The organism is Streptomyces sp. NPDC058469 (assembly GCF_042721125.1).
Classification (GTDB): Bacteria; Actinomycetota; Actinomycetes; order Streptomycetales; family Streptomycetaceae; genus Streptomyces.
The window spans coordinates 1-22890 of record NZ_JBHXME010000116.1; the positions used below are offsets into that span (position 1 = coordinate 1).

Annotated in this window: 22 protein-coding genes and 1 pseudogene; 16 read left to right on the forward strand and 7 right to left on the reverse strand. The window is 69.7% G+C overall.

The window, feature by feature from the left end:
• Nucleotides 1–257 precede the first annotated feature (257 nt).
• Nucleotides 258–434: a hypothetical protein gene (locus tag ACFWP5_RS36335; protein WP_384166683.1), complete on the reverse strand. Its 177-nt coding sequence runs from the start codon at nucleotides 432–434 to the stop codon at nucleotides 258–260.
• Nucleotides 435–849: 415 nt separating this feature from the next.
• On the opposite strand from ACFWP5_RS36335, the gene ACFWP5_RS36340 reads away from it, so the two are divergent.
• From ACFWP5_RS36340 to ACFWP5_RS36355, 4 genes are all read left to right on the forward strand, one after another.
• Nucleotides 850–1503 (forward strand): response regulator transcription factor, encoded by a 654-nt coding sequence (locus ACFWP5_RS36340; protein ID WP_010983842.1) that lies wholly within the window; start codon nucleotides 850–852, stop codon nucleotides 1501–1503.
• A 6-nt stretch (nucleotides 1504–1509) separates the two neighbouring features.
• On the forward strand, nucleotides 1510–2742 hold the full coding sequence (locus tag ACFWP5_RS36345) for a sensor histidine kinase (protein WP_384166686.1): 1233 nt from the start codon (nucleotides 1510–1512) through the stop codon (nucleotides 2740–2742).
• A 395-nt stretch (nucleotides 2743–3137) separates the two neighbouring features.
• Nucleotides 3138–3434: a DUF4193 domain-containing protein gene (locus tag ACFWP5_RS36350; RefSeq protein WP_005481602.1), complete on the forward strand. Its 297-nt coding sequence runs from the start codon at nucleotides 3138–3140 to the stop codon at nucleotides 3432–3434.
• A gap of 13 nt (nucleotides 3435–3447) precedes the next feature.
• Complete coding sequence (locus tag ACFWP5_RS36355; RefSeq protein ID WP_384166689.1) at nucleotides 3448–4365, forward strand: hypothetical protein; 918 nt, start codon at nucleotides 3448–3450, stop codon at nucleotides 4363–4365.
• A 9-nt stretch (nucleotides 4366–4374) separates the two neighbouring features.
• On the opposite strand, the gene ACFWP5_RS36360 is transcribed toward ACFWP5_RS36355, so the two are convergent.
• Nucleotides 4375–4836, reverse strand: a complete 462-nt coding sequence (locus ACFWP5_RS36360; protein WP_384166692.1) for a DUF3093 domain-containing protein — start codon at nucleotides 4834–4836, stop codon at nucleotides 4375–4377.
• 112 nt (nucleotides 4837–4948) lie between these two features.
• Here ACFWP5_RS36360 and ACFWP5_RS36365 point away from each other — a divergent pair, with 112 nt between their 5' ends.
• The 8 genes from ACFWP5_RS36365 (at nucleotide 4949) to ACFWP5_RS36400 (ending at nucleotide 12794) form a co-directional block, all read left to right on the forward strand.
• Entirely contained in the window at nucleotides 4949–5533 is a 585-nt protein-coding gene (locus tag ACFWP5_RS36365) for a PaaI family thioesterase (protein WP_329349182.1), read from the forward strand.
• On the forward strand, nucleotides 5530–6045 hold the full coding sequence (gene dut, locus ACFWP5_RS36370; RefSeq protein WP_384166695.1) for a dUTP diphosphatase: 516 nt from the start codon (nucleotides 5530–5532) through the stop codon (nucleotides 6043–6045). Before ACFWP5_RS36365 ends, dut begins: the two co-directional genes overlap by 4 nt.
• Nucleotide 6046: 1 nt before the next feature.
• The gene (locus tag ACFWP5_RS36375) at nucleotides 6047–6802 is read left to right on the forward strand and encodes a DUF3710 domain-containing protein (RefSeq protein ID WP_384166698.1); all 756 of its coding nucleotides are present in this window, start codon (nucleotides 6047–6049) and stop codon (nucleotides 6800–6802) included.
• Between the two features lie 153 nt (nucleotides 6803–6955).
• Nucleotides 6956–8131 (forward strand): alginate lyase family protein, encoded by a 1176-nt coding sequence (locus ACFWP5_RS36380; protein ID WP_384166701.1) that lies wholly within the window; start codon nucleotides 6956–6958, stop codon nucleotides 8129–8131.
• 161 nt (nucleotides 8132–8292) lie between these two features.
• On the forward strand, nucleotides 8293–10887 hold the full coding sequence (locus ACFWP5_RS36385) for an ATP-binding protein (protein ID WP_384166704.1): 2595 nt from the start codon (nucleotides 8293–8295) through the stop codon (nucleotides 10885–10887).
• Nucleotides 10884–11567, forward strand: coding sequence for a response regulator (locus ACFWP5_RS36390; protein ID WP_019061071.1), 684 nt, complete (start codon nucleotides 10884–10886; stop codon nucleotides 11565–11567). The genes ACFWP5_RS36385 and ACFWP5_RS36390 overlap by 4 nt, the downstream gene beginning before the upstream one ends.
• A 45-nt stretch (nucleotides 11568–11612) precedes the next feature.
• Nucleotides 11613–12011, forward strand: a complete 399-nt coding sequence (locus ACFWP5_RS36395) for an OB-fold nucleic acid binding domain-containing protein (RefSeq protein WP_200678990.1) — start codon at nucleotides 11613–11615, stop codon at nucleotides 12009–12011.
• A 3-nt stretch (nucleotides 12012–12014) separates the two neighbouring features.
• Nucleotides 12015–12794 carry a DUF3159 domain-containing protein gene (locus ACFWP5_RS36400; RefSeq protein ID WP_384166708.1) on the forward strand — a complete coding sequence of 260 codons (780 nt, stop codon included), beginning with the start codon at nucleotides 12015–12017 and terminating at the stop codon, nucleotides 12792–12794.
• Nucleotides 12795–12866: 72 nt separating this feature from the next.
• Here ACFWP5_RS36400 and ACFWP5_RS36405 read toward each other — a convergent pair whose 3' ends face one another.
• Entirely contained in the window at nucleotides 12867–13544 is a 678-nt protein-coding gene (locus ACFWP5_RS36405; RefSeq protein ID WP_019061074.1) for a TrkA family potassium uptake protein, read from the reverse strand.
• A complete protein-coding gene (locus ACFWP5_RS36410; RefSeq protein ID WP_033283949.1) occupies nucleotides 13544–14215 on the reverse strand; it encodes a TrkA family potassium uptake protein in 672 nt (223 codons plus the stop codon). Before ACFWP5_RS36410 ends, ACFWP5_RS36405 begins: the two co-directional genes overlap by 1 nt.
• A 381-nt stretch (nucleotides 14216–14596) precedes the next feature.
• Here ACFWP5_RS36410 and ACFWP5_RS36415 point away from each other — a divergent pair, with 381 nt between their 5' ends.
• Both ACFWP5_RS36415 and ACFWP5_RS36420 read left to right on the forward strand, forming a co-directional pair.
• On the forward strand, nucleotides 14597–16648 hold the full coding sequence (locus tag ACFWP5_RS36415; protein ID WP_384166713.1) for an APC family permease: 2052 nt from the start codon (nucleotides 14597–14599) through the stop codon (nucleotides 16646–16648).
• A gap of 111 nt (nucleotides 16649–16759) precedes the next feature.
• Entirely contained in the window at nucleotides 16760–18088 is a 1329-nt protein-coding gene (locus tag ACFWP5_RS36420) for a class I SAM-dependent RNA methyltransferase (protein WP_384166716.1), read from the forward strand.
• Between the two features lie 541 nt (nucleotides 18089–18629).
• Here the strand turns inward: ACFWP5_RS36420 and ACFWP5_RS36425 are convergent.
• The 3 genes and pseudogenes from ACFWP5_RS36425 to ACFWP5_RS36435 all read right to left on the reverse strand — a co-directional run.
• Nucleotides 18630–19172: pseudogene (locus ACFWP5_RS36425) on the reverse strand (carbohydrate binding domain-containing protein); the annotation flags it as partial.
• A 708-nt stretch (nucleotides 19173–19880) separates the two neighbouring features.
• Nucleotides 19881–20474: a TetR/AcrR family transcriptional regulator gene (locus ACFWP5_RS36430; protein ID WP_384166719.1), complete on the reverse strand. Its 594-nt coding sequence runs from the start codon at nucleotides 20472–20474 to the stop codon at nucleotides 19881–19883.
• 56 nt (nucleotides 20475–20530) lie between these two features.
• Nucleotides 20531–21214: a DUF998 domain-containing protein gene (locus ACFWP5_RS36435; protein ID WP_384166722.1), complete on the reverse strand. Its 684-nt coding sequence runs from the start codon at nucleotides 21212–21214 to the stop codon at nucleotides 20531–20533.
• Between the two features lie 182 nt (nucleotides 21215–21396).
• On the opposite strand from ACFWP5_RS36435, the gene ACFWP5_RS36440 reads away from it, so the two are divergent.
• Together ACFWP5_RS36440 and ACFWP5_RS36445 are read left to right on the forward strand one after the other, a co-directional pair.
• On the forward strand, nucleotides 21397–21978 hold the full coding sequence (locus ACFWP5_RS36440) for a hypothetical protein (RefSeq protein ID WP_384166724.1): 582 nt from the start codon (nucleotides 21397–21399) through the stop codon (nucleotides 21976–21978).
• A gap of 99 nt (nucleotides 21979–22077) precedes the next feature.
• Complete coding sequence (locus tag ACFWP5_RS36445; RefSeq protein WP_384166727.1) at nucleotides 22078–22788, forward strand: alpha/beta fold hydrolase; 711 nt, start codon at nucleotides 22078–22080, stop codon at nucleotides 22786–22788.
• The last annotated feature ends 102 nt before the right edge of the window (nucleotides 22789–22890 follow it).

Below are 22890 nucleotides of genomic sequence, written 5' to 3' on the forward strand. Positions count from 1 at the left end.
GAGCCCCACCGTGCTCTGCGCTTCGCGCCTCCGCGCTCCCTCCCGCTCGGCTTCGCTCGAGCGGGAGGGACCCCCAGACTCTCGACACCGGCGCGCCCCTACGGCTCCCTCTCGGCCGGCGCGTGGGGACAGTGGGACTTGGTGGGCCCTCGCCGTCGGGTCCCGTGGGCGAAGAGCGATAGGTGGCCGACGATGGAAAGCAGCAGGACCCCGGCGCTGGATTCGCCGGGGTCCTGATGTCCTGCGGGCCGCACTGATCAGACGACGCTCGTCGCGCCGACCTCCACACCGTGGTCGGCGGCGAGGCGGCGCAGGTCGTCGAGCTCGGCCTGTTCCACCTCGACGAGGAAGTCGTCGCCCTCGTCACGAGCCCGCGTCAGGTCGGTCTCGGTCGCCCTTATGCGCTGCAGAAGTCCTGCGGTGAATGCGTCCATGCTGCGCCCCCTCGTCCTGGGTCGTGGGTCGTTTGGCACGGGGGTGTGCCGTTCGGAAGGGGCGATCACGTCTGCGGATGGGGTGCCCAGCGCTGCCCTGGCTGGGCGGCGACGGTGCCGGACACCCACGCCCGCTCTGCGGAAGCGGTTGGACGTACCACAAGGTGGCTTGCCACGTGCAGAGCGTGATCGCGGGGTGTAAAGCCGTCCTCCCCCCGCTCCCTTCCGTGGAAACCTCAACCCACCGAGAAAATCCCGCATTCCCGGGCCTCACACCGGTCCTTCATCCCGCGTCCGGCCGCCTTACAGCCGACTTATGGCCGAAAAGGGCAGGATGGAGGTCACACAGCCACGAAGACCCTGCCCGTGTGCGCCGAGGCGCGCTACGCGGGTGGACAGAGGAAGGACAAGCGACGTGCGCGTACTCGTCGTCGAGGACGAGCAGCTGCTCGCCGATGCGGTGGCCACCGGACTGCGCCGGGAGGCCATGGCCGTCGACGTCGTGTACGACGGTGCGGCCGCCCTGGAGCGCATCGGCGTCAACGACTACGACGTGGTCGTCCTCGACCGTGATCTCCCGCTCGTGCACGGTGACGACGTCTGCCGCAAGATCGTCGAGCTCGGCATGCCCACACGCGTGCTGATGCTCACGGCGTCCGGCGACGTCAGCGACCGTGTCGAGGGCCTGGAGATCGGCGCCGACGACTATCTGCCGAAGCCCTTCGCGTTCAGCGAGCTGACGGCACGCGTGCGTGCCCTCGGCCGGCGTACGAGCGTGCCGCTGCCGCCCGTCCTGGAGCGCGCCGGCATCAAGCTCGACCCGAACCGCCGCGAGGTGTTCCGCGACGGCAAGGAAGTCCAGCTCGCGCCCAAGGAGTTCGCCGTCCTGGAGGTGCTGCTGCGCAGCGAGGGCGCCGTCGTCTCCGCGGAGCAGCTCCTGGAGAAGGCCTGGGACGAGAACACGGACCCGTTCACCAACGTCGTGCGCGTCACCGTGATGACCCTGCGCCGCAAGCTCGGTGAGCCCCCGGTCATCGTCACCGTCCCCGGCTCCGGCTACCGGATCTGATCCCCTGTGGCCACGACCCCGGCGCCTCCCCAGGCGCCCCCGAAGCCCACGTGGGACCCCAGAAGGCCCGAACCGCCGTTCCCCTGGCTGCGTCCCACCATCCGCATAAGGCTCACCCTGCTGTACGGCGGCATGTTCCTGATCGCCGGCATCCTGCTGCTGTCGATCATCTACCTGCTCGCCGCCCACGCGCTGAACGTGGGCAGTGATCTGCCGTTCAAGATCCTCGAAGGATCGGTGAGCAGCAAGGCCTGCAACTTCCCGTCCTCGCCGTCGGCGACCGAGATGAACAACGCGATGAACGAGTGCGTCAACGAGCAGCGCCAGCACGCCCTGGACGACCTGCTCAGCCGCTCGCTGCTGGCCCTGCTCGGTCTCGCGATCATCGCCTTCGCCTTCGGCTACGCGATGGCGGGCCGGGTGCTGTCCCCGCTGGGCCGGATCACCCGGACCGCCCGCGCGGTGGCCGGCTCGGACCTGTCCCGCCGGATCGAGCTGGACGGCCCGGACGACGAACTCAAGGAACTCGCGGACACCTTCGACGAGATGCTGGACCGGCTGCAGCGGGCGTTCACCGCCCAGCAGCGCTTCGTGGGGAACGCGTCGCACGAGCTGCGCACCCCGCTGGCGATCAACCGCACCCTCCTGGAAGTGCATCTGTCCGATCCCGGCGCTCCCATCGAACTCCAGCAGCTCGGCAAGACGCTGCTGGCCACCAACGAGCGCAGCGAGCAGCTCGTGGAGGGTCTGCTGCTGCTCGCCCGCAGCGACAACCAGATCGTCGAGCGCAAGCCCGTGGACCTCGCCGAGGTCGCCGAGCAGGCCGTCGACCAGGTGCTCGGCGAAGCGGCCGCCAAGGGCGTGGTGATCCGCGGCGAGCAGAAACCCTCGGTCGTCCAGGGCAACGGCGTCCTCCTGGAGCGGATCGCCCTGAACCTGGTGCAGAACGCGGTGCGCTACAACGTGCCGGAGGACGGCTGGGTCGAGGTCACCACCGAGGTCCAGCACGGCCATGCGGTGCTCATAGTCTCGAACACGGGTCCGGTGGTCCCGGCGTACGAGATCGACAACCTCTTCGAACCCTTCAGACGGCTGCGTACGGAACGAACAGGCAGCGACAAGGGTGTGGGCCTCGGTCTGTCGATCGCGCGGTCCGTGGCGCGCGCACACGGCGGCCATATCTCGGCCCAGCCGCGTGAGGGGGGTGGACTCGTGATGCGAGTCACCCTGCCCATCTGAGATCATGTCGCCGACACACGAGGATGTTCGCTTTGCGCGGAATTTTCTGGCCGCTTCTCCGGCAACCCCGTGTGTGATCGATCACAAGCGCGATTTTCAGGCCATCTACTCTCCGTGATCATGCACCCTGTCGGAAAGCCGGGAAAATCCGGGTTTTCGGGGGTCTTGATCACGGGAAGTACACGATGAGGTGCCTTTGAAGAGCGGCACGAGGACCGTGTACGGTCCCCTTCGCCATCCAAGCCGATCACTCTTGAGGGGTCCGGTTGGGTGTCGATTGAGTAACAGACCTTGATGTGAGGCAAAATCTCCGCCTCAGGTCGGGCACAAGTCCGGCCTCTCACGCGTTACGTGCGCTGGAGACACCGCAGACACCCAGAGGGGGAGAGCGCGACATGGCAACGGATTACGACACCCCACGCAAGACCGACGACGACGTCGACTCGGACAGCCTTGAAGAACTCAAGGCCCGTAGGAACGACAAGTCGACTTCCGCAGTGGACGTCGACGAATTCGAGGCAGCCGAAGGCCTCGAACTGCCCGGAGCGGACCTCTCGAACGAAGAGCTGGCCGTCCGGGTGCTGCCCAAGCAGCAGGACGAGTTCACTTGCATGAGCTGCTTCCTGGTGCACCACCGCAGCCAGCTGGCCCGCGAGAAGAACGGCCAGCCGATCTGCCGCGACTGCGACTGAGGAGGGGTCGGCCGTGACTGGCTCGACCCCACCCTGGAAGCGCCGCTCCCTCCCGTCGGGAGCGGACGAAGGGCCGACAGACGGTCCTCATGGCGCGCGTGACGACGAGCGGGGCTCATCCGACCAGGGATCAGCCTCGCTCGAACCGGCGGCCGACCGGGCTGACCTCCCGGTGCCGGCGGACGTTCCCGCAGCCGCCCCCGTCGCCAAACGACGGGTGGCGGTCATCCGGGACAAGGCCAAGGAAGGCGTCCGTAAGGGCGGCAGCCGGGCCAGGGCCGGTCTGGCGTACCTCGCCGACAGGATCATCGACATCGCCCCGCGGATCCCCGTACGGGACCTTGAGGCGCTTCGGCGGCAGTTCCCGGGCCTCGGCCCCGAACAGCTCGCCGACAAACTGGTGGCGGGCGCGGCGAACGGCACGTCGACGGTCGGCGCGGGAATCGGTGCCGCGGCGATGCTGCCGGTACCGCCCGCGATGCCCACCGAACTGGCCGCCGAGATCACCGGCGTCGCCGCGATCGAGCTGAAGCTGATCGCCGAGCTCTACGAGGTCTACGGCGTCCGTCCGCCCGGCGACCTCCGGCAGCGCAGCACCACGTATCTGAACTCCTGGTCCGGAGAGCGCGGTATCGACGTGACCAAACCGTCGACCATGAGCGCCGCGCTGAACGGCCACATGAAGCGCGAACTACGCCAGCAGATCATGAAACGCATGGTCCGCGACCTGCCGAACCTGATGCCCTTCATGGTCGGCGCCGCCGTCGGAGCGGTCATGAACCGCCGGGACACCAAGAAACTCGCCGAGCGCATCCGCAAGGACCTGCGCAAGGCCCAGGTCCCGTGGGACGCGCTGCCCGAACTGCCTCCCCTGGAGACCCCGCCGGACCCGATCCGGATGGGTGAGATCCCGAAGGAACTCGGTCGCTAGGGGCCGGTCCTAGACCGCGGCCCGTGCCGCCTTCAGCGCCTCCGCCAGCCGCTCCGGCTCACGGGTCGACAGGTACAGGTACGGCGTCGGGTCGTCCGGGTCGGTGACCTCGACGCGCAGTGCCCTCGGGATGTACGAGCGCAGCAGCAGGAAGGCGCGGGTGTCGGCCTTGTAGGTGCGCCAGGCGCGCGCCTCCTCCGGGTCCAGGATCTCCGCCTCGCCCAGGGCCGTCACCGGGATCTTCGCCTCGCCGGCGATCAGTTGGTCGCCCACGATCCGGATGCGGAGCGAGCCGTAGGAGCTGGCCATGACGGACGCGGCCGCCGTGCCGCCGACCAGGCCGCCGAGCATCGGCAGGGTGCCGAAGGGCAGCAGGATCAGGGCGAAGGAGACGCCCACCAGGAACGAGATGAACCACCACGAAGCGGGGGTGGTGAGGCGCTCGTCGTAGGGGGAGGCGGAAAGCTGCATGGAGCCAAGCTTGGCACGGTGTCGGGAACCCGCCGGGACCAGGGGGGCCAGCGCGCAGCGCTGTCAGGCAGGGTGGCGGTGGGTGACGGGCGGGCGGGTAAGGTCTGCGGCTGTGAGTGGTACTTCTCCGGCACTTGAGCCTCCGTCCGACGCCGTGAAACCGGTGCGGCACCCTGACGCGCCCGCGCCGGGCGAGCTGCTCGGTGCGCACTACGAACAGTGTTTCGGGTGTGGCGGCGACCAGCCGCACGGGCTGCACCTGGAGGCGCGGGCCGGCGAGGGCGTGACCATCACCGCCGAATTCACCGTGCGGGCCGCCCACCAGGGCGCCCCGGGCCTCGCGCACGGTGGTGTGCTCGCCAGCGCGCTGGACGAGACCCTCGGCTCGCTGAACTGGCTGCTGCGGACGATCGCGGTAACCGGCCGCCTGGAGACCGACTTCGTCCGGCCGGTGCCCGTGGACACCGTGCTGTACCTGGAGGCCGAGGTGACGGCCGTGGCCGGCCGGAAGATCTACTCGACCGCCACCGGACGCATCGGCGGCCCCGACGGGCCTGTCGCGGTGCGCGCCGACGCCCTCTTCGTCGAGGTGAAGGTCGACCACTTCATCGACAACGGCCGCCCGCAGGAGATCCGGGCCGCCATGGACGACCCGGACCAGGTCCGGCGGACCCGTGCCTTCGAGGTGAACCCGTGAGCCGTAGCCCTCTGGACGTTTTGATCCGCCGTGTCGACCCGGACGTACCGCTTCCGTCGTACGAGCATCCCGGTGACGCGGGAGCGGATCTGCGGACCACCGAGAGCCGGGAACTGAAGCCGGGTGAACGGGCCGTACTGCCCACGGGGGTGTCTATCGCGCTCCCCGAGGGGTACGCGGCCTTCGTGCACCCTCGTTCCGGGCTCGCCGCCCGCTGCGGTGTTGCCCTGGTGAATGCCCCGGGGACGGTTGATGCCGGGTACCGTGGGGAGATCAAGGTGATCGTGGTGAATCTCGACCCGTACGAGTCGGTACGGTTCGAGCGCTTCGACCGGATCGCCCAGCTGGTCGTCCAGCAGGTCGAGAGGGTCCGCTTCCAGGAGGTCGCGGAGCTTCCCGGTTCGGCGCGGGCCGAGGGGGGCTTCGGGTCCACCGGCGGTCACGCCGCCGTGGGCGGCACAGCGGGTGGGAATCGATACGCTTCGGTCGTATCCGACCGGGAAGGACAGTGACGTGTTCGGACGTCGCAAGAAGGGCACTGCCGCCGAGGACGCGGCGAGCGAGGCCGAGCAGGTCGTCGACGACGTCGACACGGAGGCGGACGGGTCGGTCGAGCGCGTGAAGCTCGAGCCGGAGCCCCGCCCCGACGGACCCTGGGACGACTCGGAGATCGGCGACCCCGCCGAGGGCCGGGTGGACCTGGGCGGTCTGTTCGTGCCGGGAGTCGACGGCATGGAGCTGCGGGTCGAGGTCGCGGGCGACGCGATCGTCGCCGCCACCGTGGTCCTCAAGGACAGTGCCATCCAGTTGCAGGCCTTCGCCGCTCCCAAGCGCGAGGGCATCTGGGGTGAGGTCCGCGAGGAGATCGCCAGCGGCATCACCCAGCAGGGCGGCATCGTCGACGAGGTCGAGGGGTCGCTGGGCTGGGAGTTGCGCGCGCAGGTTCCGGTGCAGCTGCCGGACGGCACGGGCGGCTTCCAGGTGGTGCGGTTCGTCGGTGTGGACGGTTCGCGCTGGTTCCTGCGCGGGGTGATCTCCGGGCAGGGCGCGGTGCAGCCGCAGGCGGCCGGTCTGCTCGAACAGATCTTCCGGGACACGGTCGTTGTGCGCGGCGAGGGCCCGATGGCGCCCCGCGACCCGATCGTCCTGAAGCTGCCGAACGACGCCCAGATGGTTCCCGAGGGCGTTCAGCAGGAGGAGGCGGGTTCCCGCTTCTCCGGCGGTATGGGGCAGCTGCAGCGCGGACCGGAGATCACCGAGGTCCGCTAGCGAGAACAGGCGAAAAAGGGCCGTACCCCTCGCGGGGTGCGGCCCTTCGTCGTGCGCGCACTCTTGACGGCTCATTGGTCCGTACCTATGGTCTCGGCTCAACGCCCATGTTCATGAGGGTGCTCTGTGTTCACATACGAGAACGGAGTCACCGTGCGCCGCGCTGCCCTGCTCTCCGTCGTCACCGCGCTGGTCCTGGGCTTCTTCGCCCAGCCCGGCCCCGCCGCCCAGGCGGCCCCCGCCACCTTCGTCCATCCCGGAGTCGACGTCTCCAGGAGTCAGCTGGACTTCGCCCGCACCGAGGTCCTCGCCGGCGCCCAGCCCTGGAAGGGCGCCTACGACCAGATGATGGCCAGCTCCTACGCCAGTCTGAGCCGGACCCCGAAGCCCAGAGCCGTCGTCGAGTGCGGCTCGTACTCCAACCCCAACTACGGCTGCACCGACGAGCGCGAGGACGCGATCGCGGCCTACACCGACGCGCTCGCCTGGTACATCACCAAGGACGCGCGCTACGCCCAGAAGGCCATCGAGATCATGGACGCCTGGTCGGCCACGATCACCAGCCACACCAACAGCAACGCGCCCCTGCAGACCGGCTGGGCCGGCGCCTCCTGGCCCAAGGCCGCCGAGATCATCAAGTACACGTACACCGGGACGTGGACCAACTCGGCCCGCTTCTCGACCATGCTGCGCAACGTGTACCTGCCCGAGATCATCAACGGCTCCAATTCCAACGGGAACTGGGAGCTGGCGATGATGGACGCCGCCGTCGGCATCTCCGTCTTCCTGGAGGACAAGACGTCGTACGACAAGGCCATGGCGATCTTCCGGACGCGGACGGCCGCGTACATCTACCTCGCCTCGGACGGTTCCGTACCGAAGACCGTGCCGAGCCAGAACCTCAACACCACGGCGAAGATCGTCAGTTACTGGCAGGGCCAGTCGACCTTCGTCACCGGGCTCACCCAGGAGACGTGCCGCGACTTCACGCACACCGGGTACGGCCTCTCGTCGATCTCGCACGTCGCCGAGACCAGCCGGATCCAGGGCACCGATCTCTACGGCACCGACGTGGGGGAGCGGCTGCGGCAGGCGCTCGGGTTCCAGGCCAAGTACCAGCTGGGGACTGCCGTGCCGAGCTGGCTGTGCGGCGGCTCGCTGACCCTCGGGCTCGGGCCGGTCACCGAGGTCGGCTACAACGCCCTGCACAACCGGCTGGGCATCGCGATGACCAACACCCAGACGCTCACCCTGAACAACCGCCCGGCCGGCAGCAACAACCTCTTCGTGGCCTGGGAGACCCTCACGCACGGCGACAACCCCAACTGATCATCCTGAACATCGCCGGACCCTGATGCCCGTACGGTGCCGTACGGGCATCAGGGATGCGTCAAAGACGTCCCCTACCGCGCTCACCACCTCATTTGTCGGACTTATTGGCCGTAAAGTCGACGCTGCGTACAGAGCTGTGACGGGAAGACAATGGGGCCATGGGACGCGGCAAGCTTCGGATCTACCTCGGTGCGGCACCGGGCGTCGGCAAGACGTACGCCATGCTGTCCGAGGCCCACCGCAGGGTGGAGCGGGGCACCGACTGCGTGGTCGCCTTCGTGGAGCACCACGGGAGGGCGCGCACCGAGGTGATGCTCCATGGCCTGGAGCAGGTCCCGCGTGTGGAGCTGGCGTACCGGGGGACCGTCTTCACCGAGATGGACGTCGACGCGGTGCTGCGCCGGGCCCCCGCCGTCGCCCTGGTGGACGAACTCGCCCACACCAACATCCCGGGCTCCCGGAACACCAAGCGCTGGCAGGACATCGAGGAACTCCTCGCCGCCGGCATCGACGTCGTGTCGACCGTCAACATCCAGCACCTGGAGTCCCTCGGTGACGTGGTCGAGTCGATCACCGGCGTACGGCAGCAGGAGACCGTGCCGGACGAGGTCGTCCGCCGGGCCGACCAGATCGAACTCGTCGACATGTCGCCACAGGCGCTCCGCCGCCGCATGGCGCACGGCAACATCTACAAGCCCGACAAGGTCGACGCGGCCCTCTCGAACTACTTCCGGCCCGGCAACCTCACCGCCCTGCGCGAACTGGCGCTGCTGTGGGTGGCCGACCGGGTCGACGAGTATCTGCAGGAGTACCGCAGCGAACACAAGGTCTCGGCGATCTGGGGTTCACGCGAGCGGATCGTCGTCGGGCTGACCGGCGGCCCCGAAGGGCGGACGCTGATACGGCGGGCCGCGCGGCTCGCCGAGAAGGGGGCCGGCGGCGAGGTGCTGGCCGTCTACATCTCCCGCAGCGACGGCCTGACCTCGGCCTCCCCGAAGGAACTCGCCCTCCAGCGCACGCTCGCCGAGGACCTCGGCGGCACCTTCCACCACGTCGTCGGCGACGACATCCCGGCCGCGCTGCTCGACTTCGCGCGCGGGGTCAACGCCACTCAGATCGTCCTCGGCTCCTCGCGCCGCAAGACCTGGCAGTACGTCTTCGGGCCGGGGGTGGGAGCGACGGTCGCCCGGGAATCGGGCCCTGACCTGGACGTCCACATCGTCACCCATGAGGAGGTCGCCAAGGGGCGCGGACTGCCCGTGTCCCGGGGCGCGCGGCTAGGGCGGGCCCGGATCGTCTCGGGGTGGCTGGTCGGTGTGGCCGGCCCGGTGGGGCTCGCGCTCCTGCTGAACGCCGTCCATCTCGGGCTCGCCAACGACATGCTGCTGTTCCTGTCCCTGACGGTGGCGGCGGCGCTGCTCGGCGGGCTGCTGCCGGCGCTGGTCTCGGCGGCCCTCGGCTCGTTCCTGCTGAACTACTACTACACGCCCCCGCTGCACCGGCTGACGATCGCCGACCCCAAGAACATCGTCGCCATCGCGATCTTCGTCGGCGTCGCCGTGTCCGTCGCCTCCGTGGTGGACCTCGCCGCGAGACGCACCCAGCAGGCCGCCCGACTGCGCGCCGAGTCCGAGATCCTGTCCTTCCTCGCGGGCAGCGTGCTGCGCGGCGAGACCAGCCTGGAGGCACTGCTGGAGCGGGTCCGTGAGACCTTCGGCATGGAGTCCGTGGCCCTGCTGGAGCGCAAGAGCGACGTGGCCCCCTGGACCTGCGCGGGCCGCGTGGGCGTGGGGGTGCCGCTGGAGCGGCCCGAGGACGGCGACGTGGACATGCCGGTCGGCGACCACATGGCCCTCGCGCTGACCGGCCGGGTCCTGCCCGCCTCCGACCGCCGGGTCCTGGCCGCCTTCGCCGCGCAGGCAGCCGTCGTACTGGACCGCCGACGCCTCCGTGAGGAGGCCGACCAGGCCCGCGCGCTCGCCGAGGGCAACCGCATCCGTACGGCCCTCCTGGCGGCCGTGAGCCACGATCTGCGGACCCCGCTCGCCGGCATCAAGGCGGCCGTGTCGAGTCTGCGCTCCGACGACGTGGCGTGGTCCGAGGAGGACCAGGCCGAGCTCCTGGAGGGCATCGAGGACGGCGCCGACCGGCTCGACCACCTCGTGGGCAACCTGCTCGACATGTCCCGCCTGCAGACCGGCACGGTCACCCCGATCATCCGCGAGATCGACCTCGACGAGGTGGTGCCGATGGCGCTGGGCGGGGTGCCCGAGGGCAGCGCGGAACTGGACATCCCGGAGACGCTGCCCATGGTGGCCGTCGACCCCGGGCTCCTTGAGCGGGCGGTGGCCAACCTGGTCGAGAACGCGGTCAAGTACAGCCCGCCCGGCGAAACCGTCCTGGTGTCCGCCAGCGCCATCGCCGACCGCGTCGAGGTACGGGTGGTCGACCGGGGCCCAGGAGTCCCGGACGAGGCCAAGGACCGCATCTTCGAGCCCTTCCAGCGCTACGGCGATGCCCCGCGCGGCGCCGGAGTGGGACTCGGTCTCGCCGTGGCGCGCGGCTTCACCGAGGCGATGAACGGCACCCTGAACGCGGAGGACACGCCCGGCGGTGGCCTGACCATGGTCCTCACCCTCCGGGCGGCGCCGCCGCTCGAACCCGCGCCGGCGGACGGTGCCGTAGAAGAAGTACAAGGCGCGCGACACATGCAGGACGTGCAGGACGTGCAACCGGAAAGGCAGGTCTCATGACCAGGGTCCTCGTGGTCGAGGATGAGCCGCAGATCGTGCGGGCCCTCGTGATCAACCTCAAGGCGCGGAAGTACGAGGTCGACGCGGCAGCCGACGGCAAGACCGCCCTCGATCTCGCCGCGTCCCGCCACCCGGACGTGGTCGTCCTCGACCTGGGGCTGCCCGACATGGACGGCGTCGAGGTGATCCGGGGGCTGCGGGGCTGGACCCGGGTGCCGATCCTGGTGCTGTCCGCGCGGCACTCCTCCGACGAGAAGGTGGAGGCGCTGGACGCGGGCGCCGACGACTACGTCACCAAGCCGTTCGGCATGGACGAGCTGCTGGCCCGGCTGCGGGCCGCCGTGCGCCGGGCCGAGCCCACCGGGGGCGGCGAGGACGACGTCCTGGTCGAGACCGAGGAGTTCACCGTCGACCTGGCCGCCAAGAAGGTCCAGCGGGACGGGCGGGACGTACGGCTGACCCCCACGGAGTGGCATCTGCTGGAGGTGCTGGTGCGCAACACCGGGCGGCTCGTCAGCCAGAAGCAGCTGCTCCAGGAGGTGTGGGGGCCGTCGTACGGGACCGAGACGAACTATCTGCGCGTGTACATGGCGCAGCTGCGGCGCAAGCTGGAGACGGATCCCGCGCATCCGAAGCACTTCATCACGGAGCCGGGTATGGGCTACCGGTTCGAGCGCTAGGGCCGTGGGTACGTTGCTGTCGGTGGACCCCGGTACGCTTCAGATATGAGTGCTGTCCCTCGTTCCGAAAAGCCGGCAGGCCGCTTCCGGCGCATGCTCGACCGGCTCTCCACCTCGCAGGAGGACCTGGAGTCGGAGGAGCTGCGTGAGGACGCCGAGACCGAGGGCTGTGTCCGGATCGGCGACTGCCACGACCGACAGATCGTGACGGTTACTGGTACCTTGCGCACGGTCACGCTGCGCCCCCGGGCGGGAGTCCCGGCCCTGGAGGCCGAGCTGTTCGACGGCTCCGCCGCTCTGGACGTGGTGTGGCTCGGCAGGCGCTCCATCGTGGGGATAGAACCGGGGCGCAAGCTGATCGCGTCCGGCCGGATCTCGATGAGCAGAGGCCGCCGGGTGCTCTTCAACCCGAAATACGAACTGAGACCCCTCGGACGGGAGTAGCCGGTGACGTCGCTCGACAAGCCGACCGCGGACACCGTGGACGCCGAAGACAGCGAGCAGGATGTCCGGGCGGTGACCGAGGCGGCCCTCTTCGAGGCGTTCGGCGGCCTGCGCGGCATGATCGAAACGGTCCTGCCCGGCCTCCTCTTCGTCACCATCTTCACCATCAACAAGAACCTGCACTGGTCGGCGATCGCCGCACTGGCCGTGTCGCTGGTCCTGGTCGTGGTCCGGCTGGTGACGCGCGACACCGTCAAGCACGCCTTCAGCGGCGTCTTCGGCGTCGCCTTCGGTGTCGTCTTCGCGATGATGACGGGCAACGCCAAGAACTTCTACCTCCCCGGCATGCTCTACACGCTGGGCCTGGCGCTGGCCTACATCATCACGACCCTCGCCGGCGTCCCGCTGATCGGCCTGATCCTGGGCCCGGTCTTCAAGGAGAACCTCTCCTGGCGGACCCGCAACCCCGGCCGCAAGAAGGCCTACGCCAAGGCCAGTTGGGCCTGGGGCCTGATCCTGCTCGCCAAGTGCGCGATCCTCTTCCCGCTGTACTGGTGGGCCAACACCGCCCAACTCGGCTGGGTCCTCGTCGCGTTGAAGATCCCGCCGTTCCTCCTCGCCGTCTGGCTGACCTGGGTCTTCCTCGCGAAGGCGCCCGCGCCGATCGACGTGTTCGCGGAGATGGAGGCGGAGGAGCAGGCGGAGAAGGACCGAAAGGCCGCTGCGGAGGCCGCGGTTGAGGGGCAGGACGCCACGTCGGGACGCCACCGGCGCGACGCGTAGTCTTCGCCGCTTTCGCTACGACGAAGAGGGCGCCCTGAAATCTCAGGGCGCCCTCTTCGTCGTAGAACCGCTCTAGCTCGCCGCGTCCTCCCGGCGTACCGACAGCAGATCCTCCAGCTGCTCCTCGCGCGCCTGAGCCGCCACGAACAACAGCTCGTCGCCTGCCTCCAGGGAGTCCTCGCGGGACGGGGTCAGCACGCGCGTGCCGCGGATGATCGTGACCAGGGACGTGTCCTCGGGCCACTCCACGTCGCCGACCTGGGTGCCCGCGAGGGCGGACTCCTCGGGGAGGGTCAGCTCGACGAGGTTCGCGTCGCCGTGGCTGAAGCGGAGCAGGCGGACCAGGTCGCCGACCGACACCGCCTCCTCGACCAGGGCCGACATCAGACGCGGGGTGGAGACGGCCACGTCGACGCCCCAGGACTCGTTGAAGAGCCACTCGTTCTTCGGGTTGTTGACGCGGGCGACGACGCGCGGAACGCCGTACTCCGTCTTCGCGAGGAGGGAGACGACGAGGTTGACCTTGTCGTCGCCGGTCGCGGCGATCACGACGTTGCAGCGCTGCAGCGCCGCCTCGTCCAGGGACGTGATCTCGCAGGCGTCGGCCAGCAGCCACTCCGCCTGGGGGACCCGCTCGACCGAGATCGCGGTCGGGGCCTTGTCGATGAGAAGGATCTCGTGACCGTTCTCCAGCAGCTCTCCGGCGATCGAACGTCCGACCGCGCCGGCTCCGGCAATGGCGACCCTCATCAGTGACCGCCCTCCTCTTCGGGACCCTTGGCGAACGCCGCCTCGACCTTGTCGACCTCGTCCGTACGCATCATCACGTGCACGAGGTCGCCCTCCTGCAACACGGTCTGCGAAGAGGGCAGCATCGCCTCGCCGAGACGGGTGAGGAACGCCACGCGGACGCCCGTCTCCTCCTGCAGCTTGCTGATCCGCTGGCCGACCCAGGCGGCCGAGGCGTGCACCTCGGCGAGCTGGACGCCGCCGGTGGGGTCCCGCCACAGCGGCTCCGCGCCGGAGGGCAGCAGCCGGCGCAGCATCTGGTCGGCGGTCCAGCGGACCGTGGCCACGGTGGGGATGCCCAGGCGCTGGTAGACCTCGGCGCGGCGGGGGTCGTAGATACGGGCCGCGACGTTCTCCACGCCGAACATCTCGCGGGCCACGCGTGCGGAGATGATGTTCGAGTTGTCACCGCTGGAGACGGCCGCGAACGCGCCCGCCTCCTCGATGCCCGCTTCGCGCAGGGTGTCCTGGTCGAAGCCGACCCCGGTGACCCGGCGGCCGCCGAATCCGGGGCCCAGCCGACGGAAGGCGGTGGGGTCCTGGTCGATCACGGCGACCGTGTGCCCCTGTTGCTCCAGGGTCTGGGCGAGAGCGGAACCCACTCTGCCGCAGCCCATGATGACGATGTGCACGACCGTCCTTCCGGTGTCCTTAAATCAATGCTCAGCCCCATCAGGGTCTCAGACCGAGGCCCAAGCTACACACGCCCGGTCCTTCCGGGGCACCCCTGTGCATCAGCGGCGGCCGATGCTGCGCACGCTGGCCAGGGTGAGGATTCCGAGGCCGACGAGGGTGGCCAGGGCGCCGATCAGCTCTGCGGTCGCGGGCATGGAACCTCCAGGAGGCGGCGGGAGCGGGGTTTTGTCATCTAGACACGGAGTCGGCGGTCCCGACGGAATCCGCGGCTCCACTCGTCCCTTCTTTCACTCGTGAGGCAGATGACAGGGGTCAAGGACGGGTCAAGCCGGTGGCGAGTAGAGGATCGCCTGTTCGAAGGCCTACGATCCTCTGTTGTGTCCAAACTGACCGACGTGCCCAAGCGCATCCTCATCGGGCGCGCACTGCGCAGCGACCGGTTGGGCGAAACGCTCCTGCCGAAGCGCATCGCACTCCCCGTCTTCGCTTCCGACCCGCTGTCCTCCGTGGCGTACGCGCCCGGCGAGGTGCTGCTGGTCCTCTCCATCGCGGGCGTGTCGGCGTACCACTTCAGCCCCTGGATCGCGCTCGCGGTCGTGGTGCTGATGTTCACCGTGGTCGCCTCCTACCGGCAGAACGTGCACGCCTACCCCAGCGGCGGCGGCGACTACGAGGTGGCCACCACCAACCTCGGCCCCAAGGCCGGCCTCACCGTCGCGAGCGCCCTGCTCGTCGACTACGTCCTCACCGTCGCCGTCTCGATCGCCTCCGGCATCGAGAACCTCGGCTCCGCGGTCCCCTTCGTGATCGAGCACAAGGTGCTCTGCGCGATCGCCGTCGTGGTTCTCCTCACGCTGATGAACCTGCGCGGGGTGAAGGAGTCCGGCTCGCTGTTCGCGATTCCGACGTACGTCTTCGTCGCGGGCGTCTTCGTCATGATCGCGTGGGGCGCCTTCCGCGGACTCGTCCTCGGCGACACCATGCGCGCGCCGACCGCCGCCTACCACATCAGGGCCGAGCACCAGGGCCTGGCGGGCTTCGCCCTGGTCTTCCTGCTGCTGCGGGCCTTCTCCTCCGGCTGCGCGGCGCTCACCGGTGTCGAGGCGATCTCCAACGGCGTCCCGGCCTTCCGCAAGCCCAAGTCCAAGAACGCCGCGAGCACGCTCGCCGCGATGGGCCTGCTGGCCGTCACGATGTTCTGCGGGATCATCGCCCTCGCCATGACGACCAAGGTCCGCATGGCCGAGAACCCGGGCAGCGACCTGCTCCACAACGGCGTCGCGATCGGCTCCGGCTATGTCCAGAACCCGGTGATCTCGCAGGTCGCCGAGGCCGTGTTCGGCAAGGGCAGCTTCCTGTTCGTCGTGCTCGCCGCGGCCACCGCGCTGGTGCTGTTCCTGGCCGCCAACACGGCGTACAACGGCTTCCCCCTCCTCGGCTCGATCCTCGCCCAGGACCGCTACCTCCCGCGCCAGCTGCACACCCGAGGCGACCGCCTGGCCTTCTCCAACGGCATCGTGCTGCTCGCCGGCACGGCCGCCCTGCTGCTGGCGATCTACGGCGCCGACTCGACCCGGCTGATCCAGCTGTACATCGTCGGCGTCTTCGTGTCGTTCACGCTCAGCCAGACCGGCATGGTCCGGCACTGGAACCGCCACCTGGCCACCGAGAAGGACCAGGCCAAGCGTCGCCACATGGTCCGCTCGCGGGCCATCAACACGTTCGGCGCGTTCTTCACCGGCCTGGTGCTGGTCGTCGTCCTGGTCACGAAGTTCACGCACGGCGCCTGGGTGGCACTGCTCGGCATGTGCATCTTCTACGCCACGATGACCGCGATCCGTAAGCACTACGACCGGGTCGCCGAGGAGATCGCCGCCCCCGAGGGCCCGAGCGACGACAGCCTCCGGCCCTCCCGCGTCCACTCGGTCGTCCTGATCTCCAAGATCCACCGTCCGGCTCTACGGGCCCTGGCCTACGCCAAGTTGATGCGCTCGGACACCCTGGAGGCGCTCAGCGTCAACGTCGACCCGGCGGAGACCAAGGCGCTGCGCGAGGAGTGGGAGCGGCGCGGGATCGACGTACCGCTGAAGGTGCTGGACTCGCCGTACCGGGAGATCACGCGGCCGATCATCGAGTACGTGAAGGGGCTGCGGAAGGAGTCACCGCGGGACGTGGTGTCCGTGATCATCCCCGAGTACGTCGTCGGCCACTGGTACGAGCATCTGCTGCACAACCAGAGCGCGCTGCGGCTCAAGGGCCGGCTGCTGTTCACGCCGGGCGTGATGGTGACGTCGGTGCCGTACCAGCTGGAGTCCTCCGTGGCGGCGAAGAACCGGGCGCGGAAGCGGCAGGAGTGGAGCGCGCCGGGTGCGGTGCGGCGGGGGCCGGCGGAGGAGCGGCACCGGGAGTCCTCGAACTCGAAGCCCTAGCGCCGAGCTCTGGTGCCGACGGCTTTGTGGTGAGCGGCCGGGCGGGGTCCACGTAGACTGGTGGGCTGTTGTCCGGCCGTACCCCCTTTGACGTTGTGGAGTCACCCCGCCATGCAGGCAGAACCGAAGAAATCGCTGGTGGGGGAGGAGTACGAGGTCGAGGTGGGCCCCGTCGCCCATGGCGGGCACTGCATCGCCCGTACGTCCGAGGGCCAGGTGCTGTTCGTCCGGCACGCGCTGCCCGGTGAGCGCGTCGTCGCGCGGGTCACCGACGGCGAGGAGGGCGCGCGGTTCCTGCGTGCCGACGCGGTGACGATTCTGGACGAGTCCAAGGACCGGGTCGAGGCACCCTGTCCGTACGCCGGCCCCGGCCGCTGCGGCGGCTGCGACTGGCAGCACGCCAAGCCGGGGGCGCAGCGCCGCCTCAAGGGCGAGGTCGTCGCCGAGCAGTTGCAGCGGCTAGCGGGGCTCACGCCCGAGGAGGCCGGCTGGGACGGCACGGTGATGCCGGCCGAGGGTGACAAACTGCCCGCGGGCCAGGTGCCGCGGTGGCGTACGCGCGTCCAGTACGCGGTGGACGTCGACGGCAACGCCGGTCTGCGCAAGCACCGTTCGCACGAGGTCGAGCCGGTCGAGCACTGCATGATCGCGGCGCTGGGCGTCAGCGAGCTGGGCATCGAGGAGCGCGACTGGTCCGGCATGGCCTCGGTCGAGGCGATCGCGGCGACGGGCTCCCAGGACCGCATGGTCATCCTGGAGCCCCGTCCCGGCGCCCGCCTGCCCCTGGTCGAACTCGAACGCCCGGTCTCCGTCATGCGCGTCGAGGAGCACGACGGCGGCATCCACCGCGTCCACGGCCGCGCGTTCGTGCGCGAGCGGGCCGACGGCCGTACGTACCGCGTCGGCAGCGGCGGCTTCTGGCAGGTCCACCCGATGGCCGCGGACACCCTCGTCAAGGCGGTCATGCAGGGCCTGCTGCCGCGCAAGGGCGACATGGCCCTCGACCTGTACTGCGGCGTCGGCCTCTTCGCGGGCGCGCTGGCCGACCGCCTCGGCGACAAGGGCGCGGTCCTCGGCATCGAGTCCGGCAAACGCGCGGTCGAGGACGCCCGGCACAACCTCGCCGGGTTCGAACGCGTCCGGATCGAACAGGGCAAGGTCGAGAGCGTGCTTCCGCGGACGGGGATCAGCGAGGTCGACCTGATCGTCCTTGATCCGCCGCGGGCGGGGGCGGGCAAGAAGACCGTGGAGCATCTGTCGTCCCTGGGCGCGCGCAAGATCGCTTACGTGGCTTGCGATCCGGCGGCGTTGGCGCGGGACTTGGCGTATTTTCGGGACGGGGGGTATCGGGTGCGGACGTTGCGGGCGTTCGATCTGTTTCCGATGACTCATCATGTGGAGTGCGTGGCGATTCTGGAGCCGGTGGCGAAGAGCGCCTGACCTGCGGTTTTGTTCGGTCGCCTGTGTGGGTGCTCAGCCGCTTCCTCGTCTGCCGGTGGTACACGGGCTACACGTCGCTGACCAGGGTGAATTGCGCGTCTCCGCGCTCAGGGTGGTTCGCCGGCCCGGGAATGGTCCGGATCTTGATCGTGGGCGGTTCCTTGGCGTCGGTGGGTCTCGCCGTCGTGGGCAGCTTGTTGGGAGCGGTCGACGCCGATCACAGTGGTGGCTCTCTTGTCGCAGCCGGTGGCGACGGCCCGCCTCGGGAACGCCCGAGGGCTCTCGGGACCCGTTTCGCCTTCCGGCGGCATGCTCGTGGGCCGTCCGCGCGACGGCGGAGCCGACCGGCACCAGCCGGTCGACGTCTCCGGCCGCGTGCGCTTTCGTCATTCGGTCGTTCGGCCGTTTTCGGCTTCGCAACGACTCGGGCGGCAGCGGCAGCGGCAGGACGAACTCCCCCTCGGTATCGGACAGTTCACGGCGACGTGTCACCTGTCCATGATCCAGCACGCGGGCTCACTTGACGGCAGCTCTAGGTATGGCCGCCGCCACTGGGCCCGTTCAGGGTGATGTCGTCGGCGTAGTACGTGCCCTGTGCGTACCAGCCGTGCACGTAGACGGTCACGTTGGTCTGGGATGCGCCTGTGGTGAAGGAGACGGTCAGGGGGCTGTAGGCGGAGGGGGACGTGGTCCAGGTGGAGGTTCCGCCGTTCACGCCCAGGTAGACGTAGGAGCCGCGGACCCAGCCGCTGAGTGAGTAGGTGGTGTTCGGCCGTACCGCGACGGTCTGGTCGCACTGCGCGGTGTCGCTCGAACTCACCGTCCCCTGGAGGGCTTTGGAGCCCGCGTGGACGGGGGAGGTGACGATTGAGCCCGGGTTGCCGGTGCAGCTCCACGGCGAGACGCTGCCCGACTCGAAGCCGGGGTTGGTCAGGACGTCGGCCTCCCCGGCCGCGCTCGGGGCCACCGACGTCGGGGCGGCCGACGCGCTCGCCGAGGGTGCGGCCGGGGTGGCCTCGGTAGGGCTGGGGATCAGGAGCGAGCAGCCGAAGCCGGCGACGGCCGCAGCGGCGACCGCGATCACCACGGCTGCCCGGCGCTGTCCGGGCCCCAGGCGCGGGCGGCCTACGGGACGCGGCGGGCGGGCGTCGCCGTCGGGTACGGGAAGTTTCTCCGTCTTGCCGCCGGGGACGGGCGGGAGTTCCTCTGTCTTGCCGTCGGGGACGGGCGGGAGTTCCTCTGTCTCGCCGTCGGTCGGGGTGTGGGGGACGGTCGCGTGTCCGCGGTAGTCCTTGTCCTGGCGTATCTCGTCGAGCAGTTGGGCCAGCGCGTCGGTGCGGCGCGGGCGCAGCACGCGGATGGGCTCCAGCGCGGTCCGGTTGTCCGGTGCGGTTCGGTTGTCCGGTGCGTCGGAGGCGGGCGGTGTGGGCACGGTGCTCTCCTTCCGTCCCGTGGCAGAGACCGGAGCTGTCCCTTGCGGAATTCATACGCAGGGACAGCTCCGGAGGTTCAGCCGGCGGCGCGCCCGGGGAAGCCGCGTTCGACGCCCATGAGGTCAAGGACAGCCGTACGTCGACCCGGCGTTGACGCGGGCAGCCCACGCTGTTCCAGTGCCCAGGAGGTCTGGATCCGGTCCGCATTTGGCACTCGGGCGCGCTGAACCGGGAAGCCTCCGTTCTGCTCCGCGCGGCGAACAAGGGCGCAGAGCGGGGCGGCGTTCGTAGCTCCGGTGACGCACGGGGCCTTCCAGAGGGCACGGAAAGGGCAACTGACCCTAGGTTGCCCCGACCCGCTACCCCTGCTCGCCCGAAGGCTTCGGCCAACTGCCAAGCAGTTGATCGTCCGTCAACGCCGACGTGTGAGCCGTCGCCGCCCCCTCCAATCCGAACCCCACCATCAACACCTCCGCATACCGCCGCCAGGCATCCGGCGCGACATCGTTCGTGCGGTCGGCGACCGCGCCGATCATGTACAGGAAGGCGTACACGTCGGCGCTGGCGAAGTCCTTGCGGACCGCGCCCGCTGTGACCGCTCGTTCCGCGAGGCCGTCCACGAGGCGGCCGAGCTGGTCGCGGGTTCGGGCGACGGGGCCCGTGTCGACGCTCGCGTTGGCCAGGATGACCTCCAGGGCGCGGTCTTCGGCGCGCCACTGTGCCGCCTCCAGCAGGTAGTGCCGTAGCGCCTGGGCCGGGTCCGGGAGTTCCGCCGACCGGGTCGCCAGGTCCAGGAACACCGTGAAGCGTTCCGTGAACAGGGCGTCCACCAAGGACTGGAGGTCAGGGAAGCGCCGGTAGACCGTGCCTACGCCGATGCCGGCCTCGCGGGCGATCTCGTTGAGGGGGACGGTGGCCCCCCGCCGGGCGAACAGGCGGTCGGCCGTCGTCATTATGAGGCGGCGGTTTCGTTCCGCGTCCGCTCGCAGCGGGCGTTGCGTATCGGGGGTCACGCCGGGACATTCTCCAGCATCCTGGCCTCGGCGGGGCGGCGCGCCTGCCTGACCAGGACGGATACGCCCGTCACGACGCTCCACAGCAGCCATGAGTAGACACCGCCCCGCTCGAAGACGCCGGCCGTGCTCGCCGAGGCGCCCACGAACGCCTCGCTCAGGAGGCCGAGCGCGCCGACCGCGATGCTGAACACGCGGTACGCGCGCGGCAGTTGGAGGCTCCGCAGTGATCCGGCGATGATCGCGATCGCGTTCGCGCACAGGATGCCGATCGACGCGCCCGCGACGTGCAGCCCCAGGCTGTAGCCCGGGCCGTCCGGGGAGCCGTGGAACAGGCCGACCAGCAGGAAGCCCACCGCGTGCGCTCCCGCGAGGGCGATGACGACGCGGCGCGCGGGGCCCGTGCGCAGGGTGGCCGCCAGCAGGACCACGCCGATCGCGAACAGGATGCCCTGGACGATGAACGACGTGTTCATCAGCGCGTGATCCGGCGAACAGATGGTGCGGCCCTGGTACTGCGTGCCGCAGTCGGGGACGCCCAGGTCGCTGATGTAGTTCGTGGCGTAGCTGTAGGGCGGGCTGGTCCAGGCGGCCGCCGCGACCGCCTCGGACGCCACCCACTGCACCGCGTTCAGCACCAGGACGGCGGCTCCCAGCGGAACCCAGATCTTGCGTGACATCAGAACTCCTCTCGACAGGTCATGCTCACCACCCTACATTAAGTGGATAGACCTATCCGGTTAGCGGTCGTGAAGGCAGGCGCCTGCCGGACTTGTGACCGGCGTCACATCGCAAGGTTCGAACTTCGAGGGCCGCCGTGCATCTAGTCGGCGTCCATTCCAATCCACCGAGGAAACAATCAATGTTGGCTTATCTGCCCGGATTCGCCCCCTGGATCGTCGCCGGCGTCCTCTCGTCCTTCGACTGGCGCTGGGGCGCGATCGGCGGTCTCGTCACGGGGCTGCTGATGATGCTGAACGACCGTCGCCGCGGGGTCGGCTTCGACGCGCTCGTTCTGGAGATCAGCACCCTCGCGTACTTCGTCGTGATCGGCGCCGTCTCCGTCGCCAGGCCGGACTCCTCGCTGTCCGGCCGCACCGACGTCATCTCGTTCGTCTGGCTGGCCGCCACCGCGTGGGGGAGCCTGGTGGTCCGGAGCCCCTTCACGCTGGGCATCGCCAAGCGGCAGACCCCCCGCGAGTACTGGGACATGCCGGAGTTCGTCCAGGTCAACAACTACATCACCAGCGCCTGGGGAGCCGGCTTCACCTTCATCGCCGTCAGCCTGGCCATCTCCAACGCGGTGGACGCCCCGGCCTGGGTGGGCATCGCCGCCCACGTCGTCGGGCTGGTCGCCCCCGCCGTCTTCACGAAGGTCTATCCCGCCCGCGCCCAGGCGCGCCTCATGGCCCTGGCCCAGCCGCCGGTGACGGCCGTCCCGTAACCCCGCAGGCGGCCAACTGCCGTCCCCGCCCCACGAATTGCACGACCTCTGAGCACCACCCCACTCACCCCACTCACTCCACGAAGGAGTTGGCGCATCGTGAGCACCACACCGGAAGCAGGCGCGGCGAAGAACGTCGTTCTCGTGCACGGCGGATTCGTCGACGGATCGGGCTGGCGGGGCGTCTACGACGCGCTCCGCGCCGACGGCTACCACGTGAGCGTCGTCCAGAACCCCACGCTGTCACTCGAAGGCGACGTCGCCACGACCAAACGGGTCCTCGACGCCCAGGACGGCCCGACCGTACTCGTCGGACACTCCTACGGCGGCGCGGTGATCTCCGAGGCCGGTACCCACGAGAAGGTGTCGGCCCTCGTGTACATCGCGGCGTTCGCGCCCGACAAGGGCGAGTCCGTCAACACCCTCATCGCCGACCCGCCGCCCGGCGCTCCCGTTCCGCCGATCCTGCCGCCCGTCGACGGGTTCCTCTTCCTCGACCGGGAGAAGTTCGCCGCGTCCTTCGCCGGTGATCTGCCCGCGGACGACGCGCAGTTCCTCGCGGACTCCCAAGTGCCGTGGGGACTGGACGCGTTGGGCGGTGCGATCACCCAACCCGCGTGGCGTACGAAGCCGAGCTTCTACCTGGTCGCCACCGACGACCGCATGATCCCGCCGCCGGCCCAGCGCGTCATGGCCGAGCGGGCCGGTGCGACCGTCACCGAGACCGGCGGCAGCCACGCCGTGTACGTGTCCAAGCCCGCCGAGGTCGCCGCGTTCATCAAGAAGGCGGCGTCGGGCACCACCGCGTGAGCCCTCTCCGGTGACAGTCGTGGGGGCCGGGGTGGGGGCCACCGCCGCCCCCCCCCCCGCGGCGGGCGCGCCCCCCCCCCTGACTCACATCGAGTTGCCTGC

Bases quoted from the DNA above. Each gene is read 5' to 3' on its own strand.
- ACFWP5_RS36405 (WP_019061074.1), bottom strand. From the start codon at position 13,544: ATGAGGGTCGCCATTGCCGGAGCCGGCGCGGTCGGACGTTCGATCGCC.
- ACFWP5_RS36440 (WP_384166724.1), top strand. From the start codon at position 21,397: ATGTTGGCTTATCTGCCCGGATTCGCCCCCTGGATCGTCGCCGGCGTC.
- ACFWP5_RS36430 (WP_384166719.1), bottom strand. From the start codon at position 20,474: ATGACGACGGCCGACCGCCTGTTCGCCCGGCGGGGGGCCACCGTCCCC.
- ACFWP5_RS36335 (WP_384166683.1), bottom strand. From the start codon at position 434: ATGGACGCATTCACCGCAGGACTTCTGCAGCGCATAAGGGCGACCGAG.
- ACFWP5_RS36395 (WP_200678990.1), top strand. From the start codon at position 11,613: ATGAGTGCTGTCCCTCGTTCCGAAAAGCCGGCAGGCCGCTTCCGGCGC.
- ACFWP5_RS36350 (WP_005481602.1), top strand. From the start codon at position 3,138: ATGGCAACGGATTACGACACCCCACGCAAGACCGACGACGACGTCGAC.
- ACFWP5_RS36420 (WP_384166716.1), top strand. From the start codon at position 16,760: ATGCAGGCAGAACCGAAGAAATCGCTGGTGGGGGAGGAGTACGAGGTC.
- ACFWP5_RS36435 (WP_384166722.1), bottom strand. From the start codon at position 21,214: ATGTCACGCAAGATCTGGGTTCCGCTGGGAGCCGCCGTCCTGGTGCTG.
- ACFWP5_RS36385 (WP_384166704.1), top strand. From the start codon at position 8,293: ATGGGACGCGGCAAGCTTCGGATCTACCTCGGTGCGGCACCGGGCGTC.
- ACFWP5_RS36390 (WP_019061071.1), top strand. From the start codon at position 10,884: ATGACCAGGGTCCTCGTGGTCGAGGATGAGCCGCAGATCGTGCGGGCC.
- ACFWP5_RS36360 (WP_384166692.1), bottom strand. From the start codon at position 4,836: ATGCAGCTTTCCGCCTCCCCCTACGACGAGCGCCTCACCACCCCCGCT.